Genomic DNA, 23,117 nt, shown 5'->3' on the forward strand with positions numbered 1-23,117 from the left:
CTTGCTTCAATGATGCCGCATCTCTCGATGCGGTTGCATTGTCATCGCTGGCACCGACAAAGAGCCCGACACCCAACTGCTTCAATGGTGCCGCATCTTTCGATGCGGTTGCATCCTTCTGGCGTTTGATAGTGCATCTTTCTCCACAAAGCTTCAATGATGCCGCATCTTTCGATGCGGTTGCATCAGCGGCGGAAGGAGAAGGTTGTCGCGGAGGCGGTGCTTCAATGATGCCGCATCTTTCGATGCGGTTGCATCAAAGAAGGAAAGTCAATGCTTAGTTGTCATTGATGCTTCAATGATGCCGCATCTTTCGATGCGGTTGCATCCCAAAATGACAGGAAAATATACCGTCGCTACCCGGCTTCAATGATGCCGCATCTTTCGATGCGGTTGCATCATTCACGCTGAAAGTCCTTTTCCAGCTCACCCAGGCTTCAATGATGCCGCATCTTTCGATGCGGTTGCATCACGCAAGAGACTGGTTCGACTGCTGGATCGATGAGGCTTCAATGATGCCGCATCTTTCGATGCGGTTGCATCGGATTTATGACGAAACAATCCGCTACAACGCCGTGCTTCAATGATGCCGCATCTTTCGATGCGGTTGCATCGCTATGGCTGATAAACCCTTATGATTCAAGGAATTCAGCCCCCATTTGCGCGAACCCCACAGAATTCCTTCATTTAAGAGTACTGGTTCATAGTTCCCAAGTTCCGAAACCCTAGTATTTACTGCCTTTTTCATCTTTCGCGAACCTCCTAGGGTTTTTATGATCACTTTTGGTTCGCTTCTTACATTGAACAAGCAGGAGTAAAGTTCGTGTACTTAAATAGGCCAACAGAAATCCGCTGACTACGAAAGACTTCCACAACTCCTATCTCCTGAAGGTTTTCTAGTAAAGGCTCTTCATTTTGGAGATGCTTCATAGCCAGTAGTGTTCTGCATACGGGGATGTTGATAGGCACCTCCCAAACTGGCCAGGTAAACCAAATCTCATTTTTTCGGCGCGAGAAACCTGTAGTGAGACAATAGCGCATTCCCGGTATTACTGGAAATAACGGTAATGCTTCGATGGCTAATCGATTCGCGCCTATCTCAGTTCGTATGTCTTCAGTGGAGGGGTCTGACCAACGCAATGCGTATCTCCGGTCATCGATTGGATCCCATCGTAGCGAGATATTTTTTCCTGTATCATCGTACATCCACTGTTCAAAAATAGCCTTATTTAATTGGTCCGTAGTTGCAACTTTAATCAGGTTTTCGATAGTCCGAATAAAATACTGATGTCCGGTGCCGTTCAAAAAGCACAGCTGCGTTTGGATGAGTTCCCGCCCCTTTGCCTCTGATCCAAATGCAACGGCGAAGGGTAACTTATCAGTGTCTTGAAAATGCAGCCCTTCATGTGCGTAACAACGAAAATCATCAGGAGTTATTTTCAATGAATCCCCGAGCTTTTCCGATAAAACAAACTGCGTCTCTAGAAGCTTATCATGCAGATAAACCATTAGTTCTTCCCGAGAAGAATAGTCTATCCCAGAATAAACCGGGCGCCACGCACAGTTTACAACTTCCCAGTGCATCTTTACGTTTTTTTCGGGGTACATCCGGTGAAGGGTACGAAAAAGCCCTAAGGAGGCTAAAAAAGCAAGTGGGTTCGAACCCTCAAGGCCCCTTGCTATCAATTGTTGAGATTTGCCGCTCATTCGACTCCCCTTCCCCCTTCCCCACGCCCTGTGCGAATCTTTTCCTCTTCTTCGCTCTCTCGATGGTCCGCCAGGCGAAATATGGCTTCTAGATATGCAATTCCCCACCATCCGTAGCGTTGAATCATGCGCCAGAATCGCTCTGGAAGGCCGCTATCCAACCGATGTGCATGAATCCATTCGCCTCGTTCTTCAGAAGACAGCGAGGCTTTCAATTGTTCGATTTCAAATTTGATAGCTGGATGCAATTCATCATGGACAAAGGGCGCCATTGGCCTGCAAAAACCGTGATGGGTACAAACGAGATGCTTCACCAGTTCTGGATCGGAATTATGCTCTGGTTGTTTTTCCACGTGTTCAATCAGCTGGCAAGATAGAACTTCGTGGCGAAATCCTCCCGGAAGACCGCTTCTAAGAAAAGCGTTTCTTCTCTCCCGAAAGGTCTTTGGAACATGGTCTGACTTGGCCAGAACAGCGCCCACTAATGCCAAGCGGTTTCCGCCGCACAATAATGATTGAAAGCGCAGATCCGCTTTACCGGCATCGTGCCAATAACCCGCCATCTCTAACGTTTGGACGATCTCTTCCCCAAGCTGGCAAGTTTCTGCTGCCTTTCTCGCCTTTCGCGCCACGCCAACAGAATGCTCTGTCAACGAAACTGGTACGGTAGCAGAAGCCATATCGTCATTCGACGAGAATGTCTCCCTGCTTGCCCGGACACTATCTTTACGCTTTGAGACAATCACAATCCCCTTGTCGGGGTGACGAAACACCTGAAACTTCCACTTCAACAATCCCTTGATGCTATCTGCGAGATGACGAAATCCAACCGACTCCTTGAATTGCATGTTCATCTCAATGGTTTGCATAATCCCTTGTAAGAGTTCCGCCACTAAATCGGCATCGGGTAAAGCTTCTTCTGTCCAAGCTGTGAATAGTGCTTCCCTTTCCGGGCATTCGGGCCACAAACCAATCATCGCAGGGTGCAGGCGGAGGACAGAAGATCCGCGTGCCTTCTTGTGGGCGAAATCCCCCACATCGACTAAAGCATGTAGGCACTCTCCAACAGGCCTGCTTTCTTTATCCCTTTCCGTTTGGCTCACAAGCAAAGCATCTTCAGGTATGTAGCCAAGCTCGCTCCATCCTTCCAGGCCTGGAACCACAAGGACATCACCGGGACGAATCCGATCTGGGTTCTGAATGAACTCACTCTCTTCTGGTCCCATCCACCGAAGCACCGGGAGCATCTTCTGTCTCCTCGGCATCATTCGGCTATCCTTGTTGTCTTCCCCTCCGACACCTTCAATGTCACAATCGGAGCCAACAAGTTTCTGCCGGGTCAGCCATTTACGGAAGCGGTGCAAGGGAACCGACATAAACTCCGCTACAGCCGGGGGGCAAAGAGAAAGTATGTCCATCCATTTCCCGATATCTTCATTCCCCAGATCTAACCGCCAGCAAACTTGTACGTCTGTCGTCCTTTTCCCGATGCCGTGCAGGAAATAACTGATCTCCATCTCCGGGTGTGGGCAAGGATTCGTCTGAACAAGATGATCCATGTGGGCCGGTAGAAGAACCGCCGCGTGGGCCGTGGGCATCCGTAAGTTTTCAACGTCTTTAGGAGGTGTAGACCAAATTTTTTCCTGTATCGCCTGTACACTAAAATCGATAATCCCATTATCCGCATTCGCCCAGAGCCACAGCCACGTGTTTTCTGCGGCAACTCCATAGACGGGATCCAAGAATACAGAATCCTCATCTTTCTGGTTGGTTTTGAGTATGGCGCCAAAAGCTGTTGGCCAATGACCTAACCGATTCAGTCGGCCAAATCGTTGGATCAACGCATCAATGCTGGCATTCTCGCTAACCAGTGCATCAAAGTCCAAGTCAGCGCCTATTTCGAGGCACTGGGTGGTTACGACGATAATTGCCCGAGCCAATTTGCGTTTTTCCGATCGGTCTGAGCGGAGCCGATCCAACCAAGGCTGTACGAAAACCTCTCGATCAAAGGGGCGCATACGACCAGTAAGCAGCACCAGTTCATAATCAATGAGTATGCTCTTCCGGCGGCCCTTTTCTTTTCCTTCATCCCGCTTTTTTTCGAGCCACTTGTAAACATCAAAGGCCGTCTGTACCTGATTGACAAAAACCGCAACCGCCGGATGCCTTCCTTGGTCGGCCTCACATCTGGCAACCAACTGCAGCGCAAACTCCCCAAAGGCTTTGGTTCTATCCTTCGGAGAAACCGTTTTCCCATCGCTCAGTTCAATAAGCTTCCTATTCGCTATCCTTTTCTGAATGACGGGGTGGTTTTTGTCCTCCAATGTAAGCTTAAATACTTCTTCTTCACTGATCTCTTGACGGGGTGTCGCAGTCAAAGACACAACGTCGAACCGATTTTGAAGGGGCTGTTCCGCCCACTCGCGATAAAGCCTGATTTTGTCCAACGTTTCTAAAAACGGTTGGGCGCAATGTGCTTCGTCGAGTAAGACAAGACTGTCATTCGCCGCCAACCCCGCGTGAATGGGCCATACCCTCGGCGAATTCCCGTAACTCCGGAATAATAACCGGGAACCATACTGATCTACAGTGGTGCAGATGATCGTCACCTGCGCCGGATTCCTGGCCCATCCATCATCACGATAAATGCCGCCCCGCAGTTCAAAGCAGGCGATCGGCGCCATTGACGTCTCAATTGCCTCTGCCCCTGCTAAAGCGCGAAGTCGTTCAGCCGTCTCTTTGAGAATACCGTCATGGGCATTCTCAAGCATTGTGGCCAGCTTTTTAGCCCGTTCGAAAGCTTCGTCGACGATGATTCGTCGGTCGACTACATAAAAGATTCGCCGGGGAAGTGTCAAATTTCCCTTGGACCAAAGATGGGCTAAAGAAAAAACAGCGATGTCAATACAAGCGGTCTTCCCCAAGCCTGTAGGTATTGCAATGGATTCCGGCCAACGGTCATGTTCAGCGATGTGTTCAAATAATCGGCGTTGCCATGGAAAGGGCAGATACCCATGCAGCGCCTCAAAGTAAGCATCAAACTCGACCAGGTCGAGGGTCATCGTCACCCTCCTCCCTTTTCATCCCAAACCAAGGTCGGCAAAGGCCGTACCCGCGATGGAGTCCCGCTCCTAGCAAAAGAGGACCTCGAACCGGGCAGGGAAACTTCAATATGGCATGCGTGTGCGGAAGCTGTTCGCCGGGACGTCGCTCCAGCAAGGGATATTGCTTAATATGAGGAACACCAGCGAATACCGATGTCTTCATCAATTGAATTGTAACTGGTTCGGGAATCCCAACAAACCGGCATGCTTGCCGGATTAATTCTTCACATTTCCTGTTCAACATTTTTTGTCGGATGGTCGTTCGCCGTGGCTCTTCCTCTGATGCAAGCAACGCCTTTTCCTCAGCCGTGAGCTTGAGATGCCGATGTAATGTGATTGGCGTGACAGTTGCCCATGTATCGGTTTTTTGTTTAGTTCCAGAGCCCGTCCACAGCCAAGGTTGTAGGGCCGTCGGTCGACTCTCCAAGTTATCTAAGACCAGATTCCATTCACCTAACCGGCCCATGACCAGTTGTATTTTCCGCGGATACCAAGTGGCATCGTAGAAAACGGAGGATAACACCTGTCTAACCTCTTCCGGATCAACCGATTTAGGTAACGCAATACCCAGCCCTATCAGATGGCCATCGGAATACTGAAAACCCACATGCGGTAGGGGAAAAAAAGCCGCGTGGATGTGTCGACTGGGTGAGCCATCCGGTCCATGACCGGACAACCATTCCGGGATTGGCTGAGTTGCCAGTTTTAGGACGGTATCACGCAGAAATCGGCAGACGGTTAAAGCTGATTCAATTCCAATCAATGGACCAGATATCTTCCGCAATATGATGATGTTCTCATCGAACGCAGTCGATGCTATGTATTCTGTCTCCTTTTCCTCAACCGCTTGCCGATAGCTACACCACAAGTTTGCCGACGGGCGGATTGGTCCCGAGTCATACAAGTGAATTAGTCGGCCAAGTCGACCCTCTCCAAAGACCCGCAAGCGAACGTCTCCACGTTGTTTCGTCGGGACTAGAGAAGGTTTTGGTGGTGCTTTTTCTACCCATACTTGGACTAAAGATGTGGAGTGACCCAGATAGGCAACCTTGGCGCAAAGTTGAGCAAGTCCAGCCTCAATTTCTTCAGTTGGCTGTGCATCTGCCCAGATGAAATAAACAAACGGGCTCTCCGGAATCACGACAGGGAATGTGCGCCCCCGTTTTTCTCGCAATTCGGGAAGCAATTTCAATCGCTCTGGCTTCTTGGGGGTGTCGTTTACGGGAACATATTTTGTTACGGCTCTGACACCAGTAAAATTACGAATCGAACTACCTGGAACAGCCATCTGACGCTCTACGGCGCCGGATGCATGGATTGCGGGATAAGTCAGTGACTCCAACCATAAAAGTGAATCCCGTTCAATTGATTCTTCACCAGTTTCAAAATGGGCTGAAACGAGGGCCATAAACAGACGGTCAGGATGAGGTGGCCATTCTGCTCTGTCCCAGTTGGATGGGTTCGTTGCAGCCGCCCAACCGTTAAGATAGTGAATACCGATGGCAAACATTAGGCTTCACCGCTGCTTCTCTTTGTCTTTGCAGTTTTCTTGCCATCGTTTTTGTGTGTACTAACCACATTCTGACTGCGTTTAACAAGCTCCATCAATTCATCAGAAGGATTGAATACGATTTCTTCTTCCTTCCAACGAATTCCAACATCCTTGGCTTTTGCTATCGCGTCATGAAGCAGTTGCAATGCCTCCGAACGAGTGAGCGTATATCGCTTGGGTTCTTCCATAGGCTTGTCCAAGAGTTCCCACTCAAACGTTGTTGTGGAAACCAAAAGGCAGCGTGACCGCAAATCGGCGCCCCGCTCTCGGATCCCTGTAGCCGCAAACAGCGCCAATGCCGCCAATACAGTTCGTGCTGCTACGTCCACTTCTGGCCGGGAACGCAGTTCCCCATCCAAAGGAAAGCGCAAGCGCCGCAGTGCTGGCAATGATATTACTGTTGTCTGCTCAGCTTTGCGAATGGAGACGCCTCCCGGCTCCCCCTTCTCAATTACCGAAATGGAGGGAGGAATGTTGCCATGGTTAATCATCGCCGGGGTTCCCTTTTCGGCTTTATCAGAACCTTCTTTTTCCCAAAGTACCGGCTTATCTTTCTCCTTTACGGCCTTCGTCTCGTCTAACGTCCATCCGCCGTCTACAGCTTTGAAAATGGGTCCGCTGCTTTTGGTTATCCCCGCGGGATCGAGACGGCTGCCGGTCTTTACCCCCGGAACAGCATCAATGCCGATTATCTCAGATACGATCGCTCTGGCAAATTTAACTCCGAGCGTATTCTTTTCCAGTTCCGTTGAATGCCACATGCCAAAAAGCAAAGCCGTCGGACAATAACGGAAAATCTGAGTAGCATGGCTGGGATCGGATGACCGAAGGGCTTTTCCTATCTCGGTCTCCTTGAACGGTTTACCATTTATTTCACTATCTCGAAGAAGTGCGTCCGCTAAACGGTGTGGCGCATGGAGGCTAGAGACCGTAAATCTCTTATGTAATTCCTCATCGTCAAAGGCAACCGTAATCACTGGAACGTTTAAATCGCCGCTTTCCCAGGCATCGTATATCTCCAACTCCATCCGATTCGCTTGAGATTGGACGGAGTCCAAAAGAACACATTTAACCCTAACACCATCAAGAATACGCTCTTCCCAAGCATAGGCACCGCCTTCATAAGTCGGCGGGAAGACTTTGTCACCTTGGCCGCCTGCCGGCTGATATCCTGTTATCGACCGAAGCGCAACAGCGCTTCCTTGCAACGCCTTTTCAATGGTTTCAAGGGTCAGCGATGTTACGTGTGTTTCGTTGCTCATAGTTACCCTCCTAAATAGATTTCAATTTAGTGAGTATCAACTATTTTGCTACGCTCATGATTGCAAGGGGATTTTTTCAGTCAGAGCATTTTGCTTCCATTTTCAATCATAACTCATACTTGAAAAAACTCCAAGTAAACATTTTTTACCTCTCGTTTTCACAATGGAACTTTGGATATTCAGTCTACCATTGTATTCATGCGCCTATACCAAAACAGGAATATCTACAGTTTCTTCCTGGTGTACATGCAATAGATCATCTTTTACCAGGAGATTTCCCCCCTGGCGTCTACCCAACCCGGTGGCTCAATCACCTGGTTTGTCCTTTTCCAGGACCTAGTCGCGTGCATACACCTGAAAGCGATAATTTGTATAATACCTTTTTAGTAAAATAAAGGAAGATAGTTTGTTTGTGTCGAAAACGATTCATAACCGCTGATTGAACAGAACAAAATGTTTGGAGGTTTTGCCTTGCTAGCCCGCGTCCAAAGCGTTGTCTTGGAAGGACTGAGTGCGCAAACGATCGAAGTTGAGGTCGATGTCGCCAACGGACTGCCGGCCTTCGACCTTGTGGGATTGCCTGCTACGGCGGTGCGGGAAGCACGGGAGCGAGTTCGTTCGGCTTTGCGCAATAGCGGTTATGAATTTCCCTTGCGACGGATCACTGTGAACTTGGCGCCTGCAGATGTGCGCAAGGACGGGTCTGGACTGGATGTGCCTATTGCTGTCGGTATCCTCGCGGCAACGGGTCAAATCGATGCCGGCTGTCTCCACGATTGGTTTCTTGTAGGAGAACTGGCGCTCGACGGCGCGATTCGTCCAGTAAGCGGCGTATTGGCCATGGCTCGCGGATTGGCTCGAAAACCCCATAAAAAATCGGATGCAACATCGGCAAATCAGCTCAACTCTTCTGTGAAACTATTTGTACCAGAGGCTAACCTTGCTGAGGCATCCCGTGTTACCGGCATTCAGGCGTACGGTTCCATTCATTTAAAAATGGTCGTTGAATCCTTGAACAGTCCGATTCAAAACGGTTCAACGAGAGACATAAAAGAGTTGATTACAGCACAGACCAAGAGAGATTTGTCCTCATTCATCCCCAATTTAAACTCCGTTCGCGGACAGCCTGTCGCCAAACGAGCCGTAGAGATCGCCGCCGCCGGCGGACACAATTTGGTCCTCATCGGAGCGCCGGGAACGGGGAAAACGATGTTGGCCCGCTGTCTGCCCGGTATCCTGCCGCCAATGACCGATGAAGAGGCCATGGAAACGACGATGATCTATTCTGTCGCCGGCGCGCTGCCCGAGGGAGTCGGCTGGATGGACAATCGACCCTTTCGGACGCCCCACCATTATACGACACTGGCCGCCCTGGTTGGCGGGGGACGACCGCCCCGGCCTGGCGAGATCAGTTTGGCCCACAACGGCGTTCTGTTTATGGACGAGTGGCCGGAGTTTTCCCGGGAAGCGCTGGAGGCGCTGCGCCAGCCATTGGAAGACGGGCAGGTGACCATTGCTCGCCAGGGCGGCGCCGTCACTTTCCCCGCTCGACTGATGCTTGTGGCCGCCATGAATCCCTGTCCCTGCGGTCATCTCGGCAATCCTGAAAAGGAGTGCATCTGCTCTCCTATATCAGTGGAGCGCTATCGCAACCGGATTTCCGGACCCTTGTGGGATCGCATGGATCTGCAGGTGGCTGTAAACCGTCCATCCTACAGCGATCTCTTCGATTCAACGAAGGAACCGTCGACAGCAGAGGAGAATTCGGAAACGGTCTTGAATCGGGTGATTGACGCGCGGAGGCGGCAGTGGCAGCGCAATCGGCTGTTGTCGCCGAATCAACGGACAGTCTGTAACGCTCATTTGGATGCGGGGGTTTTGAAACAAGTTACAGAACTCGACGGTGAAAGCGAGGCGCTGCTGACACAGGCATACCGGCGCCTCGGATTGAGCGGTCGAGGGTTGCACCGTATCCTCAAAGTTGCCCGGACGATCGCTGACCTCGAAGCTTCAGAAAGGATTGAAAAGAATCACCTGGCAGAAGCGTTGCGATTTCGATTGTAACGTCAGCGCCCCCCACTCTCTCGTTAATTTAAATACCACATAAAACAAAAAAAGCAGGCTCACTCAGCCTGCCAAAACAAGAAACCGCAAATACCTTACGGGGTAAACATCCCCCGAATATGATGCAACGAATAGCCCCCTTTATCGTCACGCAAAATACTGATCAGATCGAATCGCGGGTTCGCCGGAGGTCCCTCATAGGCGCCCAAAAAGTGACCCGCCGTCGCCATCAGTCGCCGGCGCTTGCGGTAGTCGATCGTCTCTTCTCCCCTCCCAAATCGTTCTGACGAACGGGTCCGAACCTCGACAAAGACAATCCAGTTCGACTCTCGGAGGATAAGGTCGATTTCACCGCGGGGCGTCCTGTAATTCCGGCAGATAAGGGACCACCCCAGTTTCAAGAGGTGTTGCAATGCCCAGTCTTCTCCCCACCGCCCCAGACGAATCCGGTCCATTTCAATCATCCCACCTACGCGTGTCCTGTATTACCCTGCGACAGTCGCATTGGGACTGGTCACAGCATCAAGTCTTCGAGACTGGGGCAGGTAAACAGTGAACGTCGTCCGCTTTTCATTGCTATCCACATCGATCTTCCCATTATATCGATCCACGATAGACTTGATTAACGACAAGCCGATGCCGGAACCTAGCTCTCCTTTCGTTGAAAACCCATACTCAAACATTTGGCTGATATTTTCCGGCGGAATGGGAGGACCGCTGTTGGCGACACGGAGCATGATTTCTTCACCGATCCGGTCAAATTCGATCTCAATGTGTCGCTCCTGCTCTTCCAACCGCTGGACGGCCTCCAAGGCGTTCTGTAGAAGATTCCCCAAAAAAGATACCGCTTCCGCGACAGTGAGCGGCAGCAGGCGCAGATCATCTCGGATGATCGTTGAAAACTTCGTACCCTCTCCCATGGCAGAACTCATCTTGCTTATAATGATCGCGCCAACCTCTGGCCGGGCGATTTTTTCAAGTTTAATCCCTTGGCGGTAACGGACGTCATACTCCTTGATATACTCCAGGGCTTTTTCCGGGCGATTGATCTGGATAAAGCCAAAGATCACCTGCAGATGATTCAGAAACTCATGCTGGTTCGAGCGGTACTGTTTGACAAGCATCCGCGAACTTTCCAAATCTTTTTTCAGTTCCAGGCTTTCGCGAGCAATGGAGGAAATAGATTGAATATTTTTAATGAAAAACAAGACAGCCGATAACAACAAAAGACTTAATAAACTGTAAAACTGTTCAAAATTAACGGTATGCAATTTAAGGAGCTTGAAATAATCTTTCCAATCAGTCGTACAGATATAAAAATACACCTGAACAATAGCCATAGAAGCAAACAATACGGTCACTATTAACAGGCTTTTTTCCATCATCTGATCGAAATCCGGAAATCCCTGCCTTGCTTTCCCATCGATGTATTGTTCAGTCCACTTTTTGACGCGATGAATGATCACGGTTATGCCAGCCATTGTTAGTAACAGAAGCCAACCGTAGGCTACATGGTACAAGGGATCTTGAAAAAATCGAATCAAATCAAATCCGAATAATAATAAAGCTGACGATACGATGATTTCAGAAATTACTAAAAACGTATAGCCTAGCAACACCAAGGATATAGCCGAGATAAGGGATATTCGCATCACGAGCCAGCCCGCTATAATGGTGATCAGGAGAGCAGCGAGCAAATGAAACACAAAATAATCTCGAACCAGGAAGCAACGCTCCACCCAAATCAGACATCCCGCAATAAAAGAAAACTGAAACAACCGAGGCCAGGGCGCTGTCATACCCAGCAGTGTCATGCCTAAGTAAAGGATAAAACCCGGTTCGAAAATCATGTAAAAAACAAGCACCCTGACATCCCCCATGGTGCAACCCTCCTATTTTATCGACGTCGTTGTCACCTTCTCGACAACGTCATCAATGGCATGAGAGAAGGAGTACCCGTGAGGGGTCATCGAAAAGGATTGCCATAGCATGCCGAGCGCGCCTGCAAGTACGATACCGGTAAAGCCAAGAGCCAAAAATCCACTAAAGGCTAACGCCAATAGGGTGACGATGATATATGAGAGTCGTCGAAAATGCGCCCGTTCCTCCCCAACGATCGGTTTGTTCGGCGTATCCGCCGGCGCATACCGATAGACAGACCAGAAAGCGAGCAGGAGGATAGGAAAAAAGACTGCCGTCACCATTTCCACCGGGATCGGCATCCGGGCGACGATGACGATTGCCGCCATGACAAACATCGTCATGGCCGAACAAACCTCAGCCCTGTGGTGATGGGCGCCGCCGGCGAAGGCCCGGAATAGGCTGATGCCGGCAGTGGCAGCAATGATGAGGGATATGCAATCAAATAACCATCCAAGGGCTAACAGCAAGGCGAAGTTAATGGCCGTGCTCACCCAAAACCGGAGCGCATATAAGTACACTTCCCACTGTCCTTCGGCATCCCCATTCATTTCAGCGATTCGAAGCGCCCAGCGGCGGTAGATGGCGTCCATACGAGTACCCCACCGTTTCAATCGAGATTAGCGTATTATCACGTCTCATCTTGTCATCCTGTCCTGTTTTATCTTCGGAAAACAGGACAACGAGAGGGCGAATGGCCGAAATGAACAATATAAAAAAGCCCCCGAGATCCCCTCGTTGATTCAAAAACTTATTTTTTCAGGGCAGCAGGAACTTCCGGTTGGTATCCGGAATAGGCGCATGCAGACGCGATACCGAGGTTAGCCAGCAATGTCAGCAAAGCAGCAACGGCACTGATCAGACCTGCCTTTTTCACATGTATCACCTCCCATCTTTTTAATTGGTCTGAGGTTTGTTGGGATCTCGGGAGCTTTTTTGCTTGATTCGCTTCTCATCAGCGAATGTCCAGATAAACAACTCTTTTGTTTAATTTAATATTGGTTGAACTTAGGCAAGTTTCAATCCACTACCATATTTCTTCATGCAATTACAAAATCCTCCTCTCCCCTTTACTTTTTTGGCAAGTTAAAACAGTAACTTACATCAAATGTGTTTTTTCGCAAACGGAATCATGGAAAAGAAAAAGAGGGTGCACCATCCTTTCCGGATATTGCACCCTCTTATCGAATTCCCATAAGCCCAAACCTTTTTTACGACTCAGAAAAGCGACTTGGCGGCCACGGTGGCCACTTCCGCCAAAGGTCCCGGATAAATGCCCAGGATAACGGTGACAACCAGCGAGAAGATCACCGTCACCTTCATCGAACCAGAGACCGGAATTGGCCGATCGTCTTTCGGCTCATCGCGCCAGATGTAGAGCGCCACGTTCAAGTAGTAATACACCGAGATCATGGACATGACGAAGCCGAGGAAAGCCGGCCAGAGCACACCCTTGTCCATGATGGCGGCGAAGAGGTACAACTTGCCGACAAAGCCGGCGAGGGGCGGGATGCCTGCCAGGGAGAGCAGGCTGATCGTCATCACCGACGCCAGGAGGGGCTGTCGTTGCGATAGACCGGCGTAATCGGGAATCTCATCGGATCCGATAGCCCGGCCGACCACTGTGGCGACTGCAAAAGCGCCCATGTTGGCGACCACATAGAGCATGGCGTAAAAAAGAATGCCTTTCACGCCAGGAGCGTCTGTCGACATCAGACCGACCAGAAGGTAACCGGCCTGGGCGACCGATGAATAGGCCAGCATGCGCTTGATGTTGGTCTGGGGGATAGCGACGACGTTGCCGATGACCATGGTGATGGCCGCCAGAACGGAGATGATGGTCAGCCAATCAGCGCCGCCTTTCAGCGGAAGGCCATCAATGAACACACGCACCAGCGCAGCAAAACCAGCAGCCTTGGAGGCCACCGCCAGGAAGCCTGTGACCGGTGTCGGGGCGCCTTCGTAGATATCGGGCGACCACATGTGGAAAGGAACGGCCGAGATTTTGAATCCGAAACCGGCGATCAGGGCCACGACTGCGATGACGAGGGCCGGGCTCCAGGTGAGCCGGACGAGCAGGTCCGGTATGACCGTCGTCCCTGTCAGGCCGTAAAGGAGGCTCATGCCGTAGAGCAGCACCGCTGAAGAGGCGCCGCCGAGGATCAGGTACTTGACACCCGCTTCCGAGGAACGTCCATCACCGAGAATGTAGGCGACGAGGACGAAAAAGGTGATCGTCATCAGTTCCATGCCGACATAAACGGTGATCAGGTCATTCGCAGAAGCCATGATCATCATGCCCAGGGTGGCGAAGACGAGCAGTGAGTAGAACTCCGTGCGAAAGCGAGGCAAACTGTCCACATAATCGATGGATGACAAGGTAACGAGGATGGCGGCGACGAGAAAGAGCTCCTTCATGAAAACGGAGTAGTCATCCATGATCCAGAGCTGGTGGAAGGTCGTCGTGTTGATGCCATATTGGAAAAAGGTGACCACGAGTATGCCCAGCAGACCAAAGAGAGTCGCATAGGCGACGCCGCGGTGGCTGTCCTTTTTCCGGTTGAGCAGGCCCATCGCCAGGATGCCGATGGCCAGCAAGGCTGTCAACATTTCCGTAGTGAGCAAGCTGAGATTCATCTTAGAAGCCACCTCCGATCATGGGGGCGGCGCCCACTTTGGCCAGGAAGGCCGCCACCAGCGGCTCGACGCCGGAATTGACCATGTCCATCAACAGGTGCGGGAAGAACCCGCCCAGGACGAGGACAGATCCGAGGACGAACAGCGGCACCAATTCCGCTCCTTTGGCGTCCTGAAGATGGTCGAACTCGGAACGACGAGGTCCAAAGAGCACATCTGCAATCATCCGCAGCGTGTAAAGGGCGGTGATGATGATGCCGGAGATGGCGATGATGGCCAGAACCTGATAGACCGAGAAGGAGCCGACGAAGATGGTGAACTCAGGGATGAAGGAGATCAGACCGGGCAGACCGAGTGAAGCCATGCCGGCCATCATAAAGCCGATGGCCACTCGGGGCATCTGATGTGCCAGACCGCCCATGTCGGGAATCCAACGGGTATGGGTTTTTTCGTAGAGGTGACCGATCATGGCGAAGAAGAGGGCCGACATGACGCCGTGAGCAAACATATTGGCGACGGCGCCGTTGATGCCGATGACGTTCAACGCCGCCAGGCCGATCAACACATAGCCCATATGACTCACCGAAGAGTAACCGACGACATACTTGAGGTCCTTCTGGGCCAGGGCGATCATGGCCGCATAGGCCACGTTGGCCACCGCCAGGAAGGCGATCACCGGCGCCCAAAACTTGGCGCCCACCGGCAGGGTCAGCAGACCCAGGCGGATCAGGCCGTAGCCGCCGATCTTTTTCAAGACGCCGGCGTGGATCATCGAGACAGCCGTCGGCGCGCCGGCATAGCCGTCAGGCGACCAGGAGTGGAAGGGAAACATGGAGAGCAGCGAACCAAAGCCGACGGTGAGCAAGAAGAAGGCGAAGATCTGGAAAGAATCGCTGTAGTTCGCCATTGCCAGCTTTTCCATCAAGAAGGTGCGCTCTCCCGGCGGGAAGGCGTTCAAGTAGATGGCGATGACGCCGACGAGCAGAAAGGCCGAACCGACGAGCAGGTAGATGGTCAGCTTCATGCCCGCATACTCTTTGGTGACCCGTTTGCTGGAACCCCAGATGATCACCATGATATAGATGGGGATGACCACCACTTCGTAGAAGAGGAAGAAGATGAACAGGTCGCGGCTGATGAAGGTCCCCATAACCCCGGCGATCAGCAGGAGCAACAGGACAAAGAAGACCTTCGGCCGTTTTTCTTGGTTCCAAGAGGCAAAGATGGCGCTGAAGCCGATCAGGTTGGTCAGCAGCAGCATGGGCAGCGACAGGCCGTCCACGCCCATGGCGTAGGTGACGCCCAGTTCCCTGACCCAGACGACATCTTCTTTGAATTGCATGCCCCCAAGGGCAAAATCATAGGTGAAATAGGCGTACAGGGTGAGAATCAGGGAGACAGCCATCGAAAAGGCCGAAATCCACTTGATCGTCTTATGCTCATCCTGCGGTACGAACACCAGCACCAAGGCTCCGATGATCGGCGCCAACAGCGCGATGGTCAGCAAAGGGAAGCCCATTTACTTTCCACCTCCGATCAAGGCCATGGCGGAGTGATTCCCCATCAGGCCCATTATGACTGCAACCAGGACGACGGTGAAGAAGAAGATCATGGCGTAATGCTGCACCTGACCTGTCTGGACGCGGCGCAAAGTCCGTCCAGCCCATCCGGTGCTGTCGGCAAGGCCATCGATGAAACCGTCGACAATATGAATGTCAACCCAGTAGAGCACCCGGCCCGTGCCGTCGACGATCACCTTGTTGATCCACTGGTAGATCTCATCGATGAAGAACTTGCGGTACGACAGGGTGTAGAGGAAACCGGCCCGTTGGGCCAGCTTCTCGTTGTCGATCAGCTTGGCGCCGTAGATGGCCCAGGCGAGGCTGATGCCGCCCACAGCCAGGACGACAGAACCGCCCATGACCGACCAATCGACTTCGGCATGATGCAATTCACCGTAACGGACATAGTAACCGAAACCGTGCTCCGTCCAAGGCGTTCCGACAAGCCCGCCCACAACGGCCAATACAGCCAGGACGCTCATGGGCAGAAGCATGTTCCAGGGCGATTCATGAGGATGGTTGTGGGGGTTCTCTTTGCCGAAGAAGGCCACGAAGACCATCCGCGACATGTAGAAGGCGGTCATGAACGCCGTCAGCGAGGCCAATACATAGAGGCCGGTGAAGCCGTGCAGCTTTGTCATCAGCAGGATCTCATCCTTCGACCAGAAGCCGGCGAAGGGCGGGATGCCGGCGATGGCCAGCGTGCCGATGACCATGAACGCCGCCGTCCAGGGCATCTTCTTGCGCAGACCACCCATCTCAAAGATGTCTGCCGTGCCGTGCAGGGCATGCAACGCCGAGCCAGCGGCAAGGAACATGAGGGCCTTGAAGAAAGCGTGGGTCATCAGGTGGAACATGGACGCCGTCAGACTGCCCACACCGAGGGCCATCATCATGTAGCCCAACTGGGATACCGTCGAGTAGGCCAGGATCCGCTTCATCTCCCGCTGTGTCAATGCGATCGATGCGGCGAAGAAGGCCGTGAACCCACCGATATAGGCCACAAAGTGCTGCGCCTCAGGAGCGACTTGGAAGAGCGTGAACGAACGGGCCACCAGGTACACACCGGCAACGACCATCGTCGCGGCGTGAATCAAGGCCGACACCGGCGAAGGGCCTTCCATGGCGTCCGGAAGCCAGACGTGCAGGGGAAACTGACCCGATTTGCCGATAGGTCCGATGAAGACGAGGATGCCGATGATCGTCAGCAGGCCCGGATGGGCCACGGCAAAGGCCGGCAGCTTGTCGGCCAGTTCGGTGAACTCCAGGGTGCCAAAGTTGATCTGCAGAAACATGATCCCCAGAAGCAGGCCAAAGTCGCCGATCCGGGTGGTCATGAAGGCCTTTTTGGCCGCTTCCCGCGCCGAGTCCTTAAAGTAGTAGTAGCCGATGAGCAGATACGAACAGAGGCCGACCAACTCCCAGAAGATAAACATCTGCAGGAGGTTGGTGGCGATGACCAGCCCGAGCATGGAACAGGCGAAGAGGGATAGATACGCAAAGAAGCGTGAATAGCCCGGGTCGCCTTGCATGTACCCTGTCGAGTAGATCATGACCATTGTCGCCACCAGGGTGACGACAAAGAGCATCATCGCCGAGATGGGGTCGATATACTGGCCCATGGTGATGCTCAGACCCGGCATGGAAAACCAGCGAGCCTCTTTGACGAAGGGATGTTCAATCAATTCCGGATGCTGCAAGACCCCTGCGACGACGCCCAGCGCGAGCAAAAAGGAGACGCCGCAGAAGAGGATGGCCGTCGTGGATGCAGTTTTCTCCATGTTTTTGAAGGCAAACGCGATCAGCACAAAGGCCAAAAAAGGCAGCAGCGGAATCAGCCAGGCATTATTCAGACTAAACAGGGCAAAATCCATTCCTTTGCCACACCTACCTTACTTTCCGGTTGTCGCTGTTGCACTCAGCCTACCATTTGAGCCAATCGAGGTCATCCACGCTGGTGGTGGCGCGATCCCTGTAAATGCTGATCACAAGGGCGAGCCCGACGGCCACCTCAGCCGCCGCCACGACGATGACAAAGATGGAAAAGACCTGTCCAGTGAAATTGGCCGGGGCGATAAACTTGTTGAAGGCGATGAGGTTGATGTTCACCGCGTTCAGCATCAGTTCAATACCCATCAACAGGGCGATAGCGTTGCGTTTGACAAAGACGCCGTACAGCCCGAGGCAGAAGAGCGCCGTACCGAGCAACAGAAAATGGGTCAGTCCTACAGGAGCCACTAAAGCCATGGGGTTGGTCACGCTTCCTTCGCCCCCTTCGCTAGGATGATGGCGCCGACCAAGGCAACCGTCAACAGAATGGCTGCCGCTTCAAAGGGCACCACAAAGTCCCCTAGAAGTTGCGTGGCGATCCCATCAATGGCCGAAACCTGCGCCGCTGTTCCATCGACCGGCTTAAAGGGAGTGAAGGCAAGCGCCCAGCCGCAGACAGCAAAGGTCAAAACGGCGGTGAAAGCGCCCCAGACAACCCAGCGGTTGTTGGCGTTCGTTTCTTTCATGTTCGGTCGCCGCGTGAGCATAACGCCGAAAGCGATCAGGATCGCCACGGCGCCGCCGTAAACGAGCACCTGCACGGCCGCCAAAAAGTCGGCATTCAACAGGACATAGAGGCCGGCGACGCCGATAAAGGACGCAGCCAGCAACAGGGCTGAGTGGACGATGTCCTTGAGGAAGACCACTCCGGCGGCCGACAGGAGAGTCAAAGAGGCGAATCCATAAAAAGCGCCCGCATAGATCCATTCATTTACCATCGGCCCATCACCCCTTTTCCCCGTCTGCCGGGGGTTCCTTGACCTCGACAGGATCATAGCCGCGCTTGCGGGCGAGGTCGATGCAGTCGAAGATCAGGTCTTCCCGGGTATAACCTGAAAAGGCGAACTCGCCTGTCCATTCAATGCATTTCACCGGACAGGCATCGATGCAGAGGTTGCAAAAGAGGCACAACCCGGCATCATGGACATAGGTGGTCAACTTGCGTTTGTTGTTTTCATCCTTGACACTGGTCAGTTTGATCGACCCGTTGGGGCAAGCGTTCATGCAGATCCCGCAGGAGATGCACTTGCTTGGCTTCAACTTCAGTGTGCCTCCCCGGAAGCGATCGCCCAAGTCAGGCATCACATCGGGGTACTCTTCGGTCACTTTTTTGCGGAAAAATTCCTTTAGGGTGACCCACATGCCAGTGAGCAAACCTTTACCCTGCATCGATTACCCTCCTATCGCCATGCGGTAGAGATAGATCCCCACCCCGGTGACCAGGATGTTCGCCAGCGACAGGGGAATCAAGACTTTCCAGCCGAAGGCCATCAGTTGGTCCACCCGGAAGCGCGGGAAGGTCCAGCGGAACCACATGAAGATGAAGATCATGAAATAGGTCTTCGCGGCAAACCAGGCCCAGCCCGGGATGAACGCCATCAGGTCGCCCAGCGCGCCCGGCAGCGGCAGGGGTTGCCAACCGCCGAGGAACAGGGTCGTCGCGATAGCCGAGACAGCGACAAGGTTGGCGTACTCGGCCAGGAAGAACATGGCCCAGCGCATCCCCGAGTATTCCGTGAAGGGACCGGCGATGATCTCCCCTTCGCACTCGACAAGGTCGAAGGGCGTCCGGTTCGTTTCCGCCGTCGCCGCGATCACGTAAATCAGGAAGGCCACCGGCTGCAGGAAGACGAACCAGATGCGATGCTGCGCTTCCACGATGGAAGACATCTGCATCGAGCCGACCAGCATGATGACACCGATCAGTGAAAAGATCAGGGGCACCTCATAGCTGATCATCTGCGCCACCGAGCGCATGCCGCCAATCAAGGAGTACTTATTGTTGGAGCCCCAACCGGCCATCAAAAAGGGCAGCGTTGACAGTGACGAAAGGGCGATGAAGTAAAAAATGCCGATGTTGAGGTCAACAGGAACCGCTTGATAGTCGAAGGGGATGACGGCGTAAGCGCCGATGGCGGGGATGAACAGCAATGCCGGCCCCAACGCCCAGACCCAGGTATCGACTTCGCGAGGCTTGTAGTCTTCCTTGACGAGCAGCTTCAGCGTGTCCGCCACCGTCTGCAAGAGGCCCCAAGGGCCAACCCGGTTGGGTCCGAGACGGGATTGCATGAAGGCGGCCACTTTCCGTTCCATCAACACCAGGACAACGGCGTTGGTGAAGATAAAAATGATAACGCCCAGCAGCCCCACACCGTACATGGTCATATCGGTGAGGTCATTTCCCAGCAAGGGTCCGAGAAGGGACCGCAGGAAGGCGCTGATCGTCATAAAAATATTTTGGTCAGTCATCACATCGTCTCCCACCTTGCATCAACAGTCTACCTCACCCAGCACCGGATCGAGGGTGCCCAGGATGGCGACGACGTCACCGATTTTGAAGCCGCGGCAGAGTTCGTCCATGAGTTGGAGATTGACCATGGCGGCGCGGCGGGCGTGCCAGCGATAGGGTTTCAACGTACCGTCGCTGACGACATAGAATCCGATCTCGCCTTTCGCGTTCTCGATCCGGTGATAGACCTCACCGGCAGGCGGCTTGATGGCCTTGGGAACTTTGGCCATGATGGGTCCCTCGGGCAACTGATCGAGCGCCTGTTCGATGATCCGCGCCGACTGCTCCATCTCTTCCATCCGGACCATGAAGCGGTCCCAGTTGTCGCCTTTGCTTCCCAAAGGAACCTTGAAGTCAAAGCGGTCATAGATCCCATAGGGGTCGGCCTTGCGGACGTCATAATCGACACCGCTGGCCCGGAGAACACCGCCGGTGGCCGACATGGCGATGGCCCGCTCGGCGCTGAGGGGCGCTATCCCTTTCATCCGGAGCTGGAAGATCTCGTTGCCCACAACCAGCTTGTGATAGGTATCCATCATGCCTTTGAAGTCGGCGAGGAAACGACGGCACTGCGCCACCCAGCCTTCAGGCAGATCCTGGGCGACGCCGCCGGGACGGATATAGTTGAAGGTCATCCGGGCGCCGCAAGCCCGGTTAAACAGTTCCAGGATGTCTTCGCGGTCACGGATAAAGAAGACAAAGCCGGTCACACCGCCGAGGTCTTGGACGAGACTGCCGCAACAGATCATGTGGGAAGCGATCCGAGACAACTCACACATGATGACACGGATATACTCGGCCCGTTCAGGCACCTCAACGCCCATCAGTTTTTCGATGGCTTGGGAGATGCCCAGGTTGTTCCCCATGCCGGCCAGGTAGTCCAACCGATCGGTGAAGGGAATCGTCTGCACATAGGTCCGGTTTTCACAGATCTTTTCGATCCCGCGATGGAGGTAGCCGATCACCGGCGTGGCCTTGACGACGGTCTCGCCGTCCAGTTCCAGGACAACCCGCAAGACACCGTGGGTCGAGGGGTGCTGCGGACCAAAGTTCAGTTCATACGTTTGTGTTTGCAAGGATTTCACCACCCTACGCTCTTGGTTGGAGCTTGAAGTCTTTACGCAAAGGATGCCCTTCGAACTCGTCCGGCAGCAACAGCCGCGTCATGTTGGGGTGTCCGGCAAAAGTGACCCCCATCAGGTCAAACACCTCTCGCTCCATCCAGTCGGCGCCCGGCCAGATACCGGTCACAGTAGGCGCCTCAGCCTCTTCCGCCGAGGTCCGCGTCTTGACGCGCAGGTCACAGCGGTGTTTCAGCGAAAAGAGCTGGTAGACAATTTCAAAGCCGGCATCCTTCCGGTCAACGGCGGTCAGATCGGAAAGCATGTCAAAGGCGAAGTCCGGTTCACGGAGCAATTTTTCCATCACCATCAGCAGTTGTTCCTTGGGCACAACAACGGCACGGCTTACTCCTTCTCCGGTGACTTCCACTTCTGCCTGCAGCCGTGCCGCCAGATCATCCTGGCTGAACTGATCCAATAGATTATTTGCCATGCTTCAACCCCACTTTGGTCGGGTTTTGAATTTTCTCCTTTAACTTCAGGAATCCGTCAAGGAGCGCCTCGGGCCGCGGCGGGCATCCCGGCACATAGACATCGACAGGGATGACCTTGTCCACACCGGGCACAACCGCATAGGAGTCGGCGAAAGGACCGCCGGTGCAGGCGCAAGAGCCCATGGCGATGATCCATTTCGGTTCCGGCATCTGTTCGTAGAGCCGCTTGATGGCCGGCGCCATCTTCCAGGTCAAAGTGCCGGCGATGATGATCAAGTCCGCTTGCCGGGGAGAAGGACGGAAAACCTCATAGCCGAAACGGGACATGTCGAACCGGCTGGCGCCGGTTGCCATCATCTCAATGGCGCAACAGGCCAAACCGGAGGACAAAGGCCAGAGAGAGCTGCCGCGGGCCCAGTTGAAGACCGATTCCAGGCTGGTCATGATGATGTTTTTCTTGATCAGTTCATCGACTTGCCCATCATTGAGGGTATCGATGTTTTTGTCTATTTCCATTCCAAAGCTCCTTCCTTCCAGGCATACCAGAAACCGACGACGAGAATGGTGATGAAGATAAACATCTCCACAATCGCGAAGGCGCCCAGTTGCTGGAATTTAACGGCCCAGGGATAGAGGAATACGGTCTCTACGTCAAAGGCCACGAAGACCAAGGCATAGAGAAAATAGTTGGACTTGAACTGGATCCACGTTTCGCCGATGGTTTCCATACCGCACTCATAGGGATCCCCCTTCATGGGGCTGTTACTGCGGGGCTGGAGCAACCGGGAGACGGCAAAGGCGAGGAAGGGAATGATCAAACCAGCGGCCAGGAACAAACTGATGCCCAAGTATTCCTTCAACAATCTTGTTCCCTCCTTCCCTTGGGATTTCTATGGATAAAGGGTCACCCAAAGAAGCGGATTCCCAAAACGATTATATTCTGCATTTTGGGACAAATCCCTTCCATTTCAGAGAAAATGGCAAAAATCAATGCACCTTTAACATAGCATTGACGTTCCCTGTACATATTAATGCAAAAAGCCGATCCTGTCCATGTATACATCGAGGAAACCGATCTTTGGCATGATTAAGAATCTTCTCACGGAACCCTGTTGGCCCTACCCCTTGGCCATGCCTTTGTCCAATCGATAGACGAAAGCCAGCACTTCCGCCACCATTCGATACAATTCGGGAGGGACCTCTGCGCCAAGGTCCAGCTTCGACAACAGTTGGATCAGGGTGGGGTCCTCGTAAACGGGGATCTCCTTCTCACGGGCGATCTCCAGGATCCTGCGGGCGAGATGCCCCTTGCCGGTGGCAATCACCTTCGGCGCCACATCCTCGGAAGGATCGAAACGCAGGGCCACCGCCGCCTCCTCTGCTTTCACAGGCTTCTTTGCCGACCCATCCATCGA

At 53.1% G+C, this 23,117-nt stretch carries 21 protein-coding genes; 1 reads left to right on the forward strand and 20 read right to left on the reverse strand.

What is annotated here, in order from left to right:
- Positions 1-795: 795 nt before the first annotated feature.
- From GTO89_RS10630 to cas7g, 4 genes are read right to left on the reverse strand one after another with little or no spacing between them, the layout of a single operon-like run.
- Positions 796-1,707 carry a type I-G CRISPR-associated protein, Cas3-extension family gene (locus GTO89_RS10630; RefSeq protein ID WP_161262062.1) on the reverse strand — a complete coding sequence of 304 codons (912 nt, stop codon included), beginning with the start codon at positions 1,705-1,707 and terminating at the stop codon, positions 796-798.
- Positions 1,704-4,769: a type I-G CRISPR-associated helicase/endonuclease Cas3g gene (gene cas3g, locus GTO89_RS10635; protein ID WP_161262063.1), complete on the reverse strand. Its 3,066-nt coding sequence runs from the start codon at positions 4,767-4,769 to the stop codon at positions 1,704-1,706. Before cas3g ends, GTO89_RS10630 begins: the two co-directional genes overlap by 4 nt.
- Positions 4,744-6,321 (reverse strand): type I-G CRISPR-associated protein Csb2, encoded by a 1,578-nt coding sequence (csb2, locus tag GTO89_RS10640; protein ID WP_161262064.1) that lies wholly within the window; start codon positions 6,319-6,321, stop codon positions 4,744-4,746. Before csb2 ends, cas3g begins: the two co-directional genes overlap by 26 nt.
- Positions 6,321-7,625, reverse strand: a complete 1,305-nt coding sequence (cas7g, locus tag GTO89_RS10645) for a type I-G CRISPR-associated RAMP protein Csb1/Cas7g (RefSeq protein ID WP_161262065.1) — start codon at positions 7,623-7,625, stop codon at positions 6,321-6,323. Before cas7g ends, csb2 begins: the two co-directional genes overlap by 1 nt.
- Positions 7,626-8,096: 471 nt before the next feature.
- Between cas7g and GTO89_RS10650 the strand changes: the two genes are divergently transcribed.
- Complete coding sequence (locus GTO89_RS10650) at positions 8,097-9,689, forward strand: YifB family Mg chelatase-like AAA ATPase (protein ID WP_161262066.1); 1,593 nt, start codon at positions 8,097-8,099, stop codon at positions 9,687-9,689.
- A gap of 95 nt (positions 9,690-9,784) precedes the next feature.
- On the opposite strand, the gene GTO89_RS10655 is transcribed toward GTO89_RS10650, so the two are convergent.
- The 16 genes from GTO89_RS10655 to GTO89_RS10730 form a co-directional block, all read right to left on the reverse strand.
- Positions 9,785-10,144, reverse strand: a complete 360-nt coding sequence (locus GTO89_RS10655) for a YraN family protein (RefSeq protein ID WP_161262067.1) — start codon at positions 10,142-10,144, stop codon at positions 9,785-9,787.
- A 30-nt stretch (positions 10,145-10,174) separates the two neighbouring features.
- A complete protein-coding gene (locus tag GTO89_RS10660; protein ID WP_161262068.1) occupies positions 10,175-11,569 on the reverse strand; it encodes a sensor histidine kinase in 1,395 nt (464 codons plus the stop codon).
- 12 nt (positions 11,570-11,581) lie between these two features.
- The gene (locus GTO89_RS10665; protein ID WP_161262069.1) at positions 11,582-12,202 is read right to left on the reverse strand and encodes an accessory gene regulator ArgB-like protein; all 621 of its coding nucleotides are present in this window, start codon (positions 12,200-12,202) and stop codon (positions 11,582-11,584) included.
- A 158-nt stretch (positions 12,203-12,360) separates the two neighbouring features.
- Positions 12,361-12,486, reverse strand: a complete 126-nt coding sequence (locus tag GTO89_RS10670) for an AgrD family cyclic lactone autoinducer peptide (protein ID WP_328793903.1) — start codon at positions 12,484-12,486, stop codon at positions 12,361-12,363.
- A gap of 341 nt (positions 12,487-12,827) precedes the next feature.
- Positions 12,828-14,246, reverse strand: coding sequence for an NADH-quinone oxidoreductase subunit N (locus GTO89_RS10675; RefSeq protein ID WP_161262070.1), 1,419 nt, complete (start codon positions 14,244-14,246; stop codon positions 12,828-12,830).
- A gap of 1 nt (position 14,247) precedes the next feature.
- Positions 14,248-15,765, reverse strand: coding sequence for a complex I subunit 4 family protein (locus tag GTO89_RS10680; RefSeq protein ID WP_161262071.1), 1,518 nt, complete (start codon positions 15,763-15,765; stop codon positions 14,248-14,250).
- Entirely contained in the window at positions 15,766-17,682 is a 1,917-nt protein-coding gene (nuoL, locus tag GTO89_RS10685; RefSeq protein ID WP_161262072.1) for an NADH-quinone oxidoreductase subunit L, read from the reverse strand.
- A gap of 49 nt (positions 17,683-17,731) precedes the next feature.
- Positions 17,732-18,055: an NADH-quinone oxidoreductase subunit NuoK gene (nuoK, locus tag GTO89_RS10690; RefSeq protein ID WP_161262158.1), complete on the reverse strand. Its 324-nt coding sequence runs from the start codon at positions 18,053-18,055 to the stop codon at positions 17,732-17,734.
- Positions 18,056-18,063: 8 nt separating this feature from the next.
- Complete coding sequence (locus tag GTO89_RS10695) at positions 18,064-18,576, reverse strand: NADH-quinone oxidoreductase subunit J family protein (protein ID WP_161262073.1); 513 nt, start codon at positions 18,574-18,576, stop codon at positions 18,064-18,066.
- Positions 18,577-18,583: 7 nt separating this feature from the next.
- Positions 18,584-19,027: a NuoI/complex I 23 kDa subunit family protein gene (locus GTO89_RS10700; protein ID WP_161262074.1), complete on the reverse strand. Its 444-nt coding sequence runs from the start codon at positions 19,025-19,027 to the stop codon at positions 18,584-18,586.
- Between the two features lie 3 nt (positions 19,028-19,030).
- Entirely contained in the window at positions 19,031-20,107 is a 1,077-nt protein-coding gene (nuoH, locus tag GTO89_RS10705; protein ID WP_161262075.1) for an NADH-quinone oxidoreductase subunit NuoH, read from the reverse strand.
- A 21-nt stretch (positions 20,108-20,128) separates the two neighbouring features.
- The gene (locus GTO89_RS10710) at positions 20,129-21,223 is read right to left on the reverse strand and encodes an NADH-quinone oxidoreductase subunit D (RefSeq protein ID WP_161262076.1); all 1,095 of its coding nucleotides are present in this window, start codon (positions 21,221-21,223) and stop codon (positions 20,129-20,131) included.
- 13 nt (positions 21,224-21,236) lie between these two features.
- On the reverse strand, positions 21,237-21,701 hold the full coding sequence (locus tag GTO89_RS10715; protein WP_235920403.1) for an NADH-quinone oxidoreductase subunit C: 465 nt from the start codon (positions 21,699-21,701) through the stop codon (positions 21,237-21,239).
- Positions 21,691-22,218 (reverse strand): NADH-quinone oxidoreductase subunit B, encoded by a 528-nt coding sequence (locus GTO89_RS10720; protein WP_161262077.1) that lies wholly within the window; start codon positions 22,216-22,218, stop codon positions 21,691-21,693. Before GTO89_RS10720 ends, GTO89_RS10715 begins: the two co-directional genes overlap by 11 nt.
- Positions 22,209-22,565, reverse strand: a complete 357-nt coding sequence (locus tag GTO89_RS10725) for an NADH-quinone oxidoreductase subunit A (protein WP_161262078.1) — start codon at positions 22,563-22,565, stop codon at positions 22,209-22,211. Before GTO89_RS10725 ends, GTO89_RS10720 begins: the two co-directional genes overlap by 10 nt.
- 255 nt (positions 22,566-22,820) lie before the next feature.
- Entirely contained in the window at positions 22,821-23,114 is a 294-nt protein-coding gene (locus GTO89_RS10730; RefSeq protein ID WP_161262079.1) for an EscU/YscU/HrcU family type III secretion system export apparatus switch protein, read from the reverse strand.
- Positions 23,115-23,117: the final 3 nt, after the last annotated feature.

The organism is Heliomicrobium gestii (genome assembly GCF_009877435.1).
Taxonomy (GTDB): Bacteria; Bacillota; Desulfitobacteriia; order Heliobacteriales; family Heliobacteriaceae; genus Heliomicrobium; species Heliomicrobium gestii.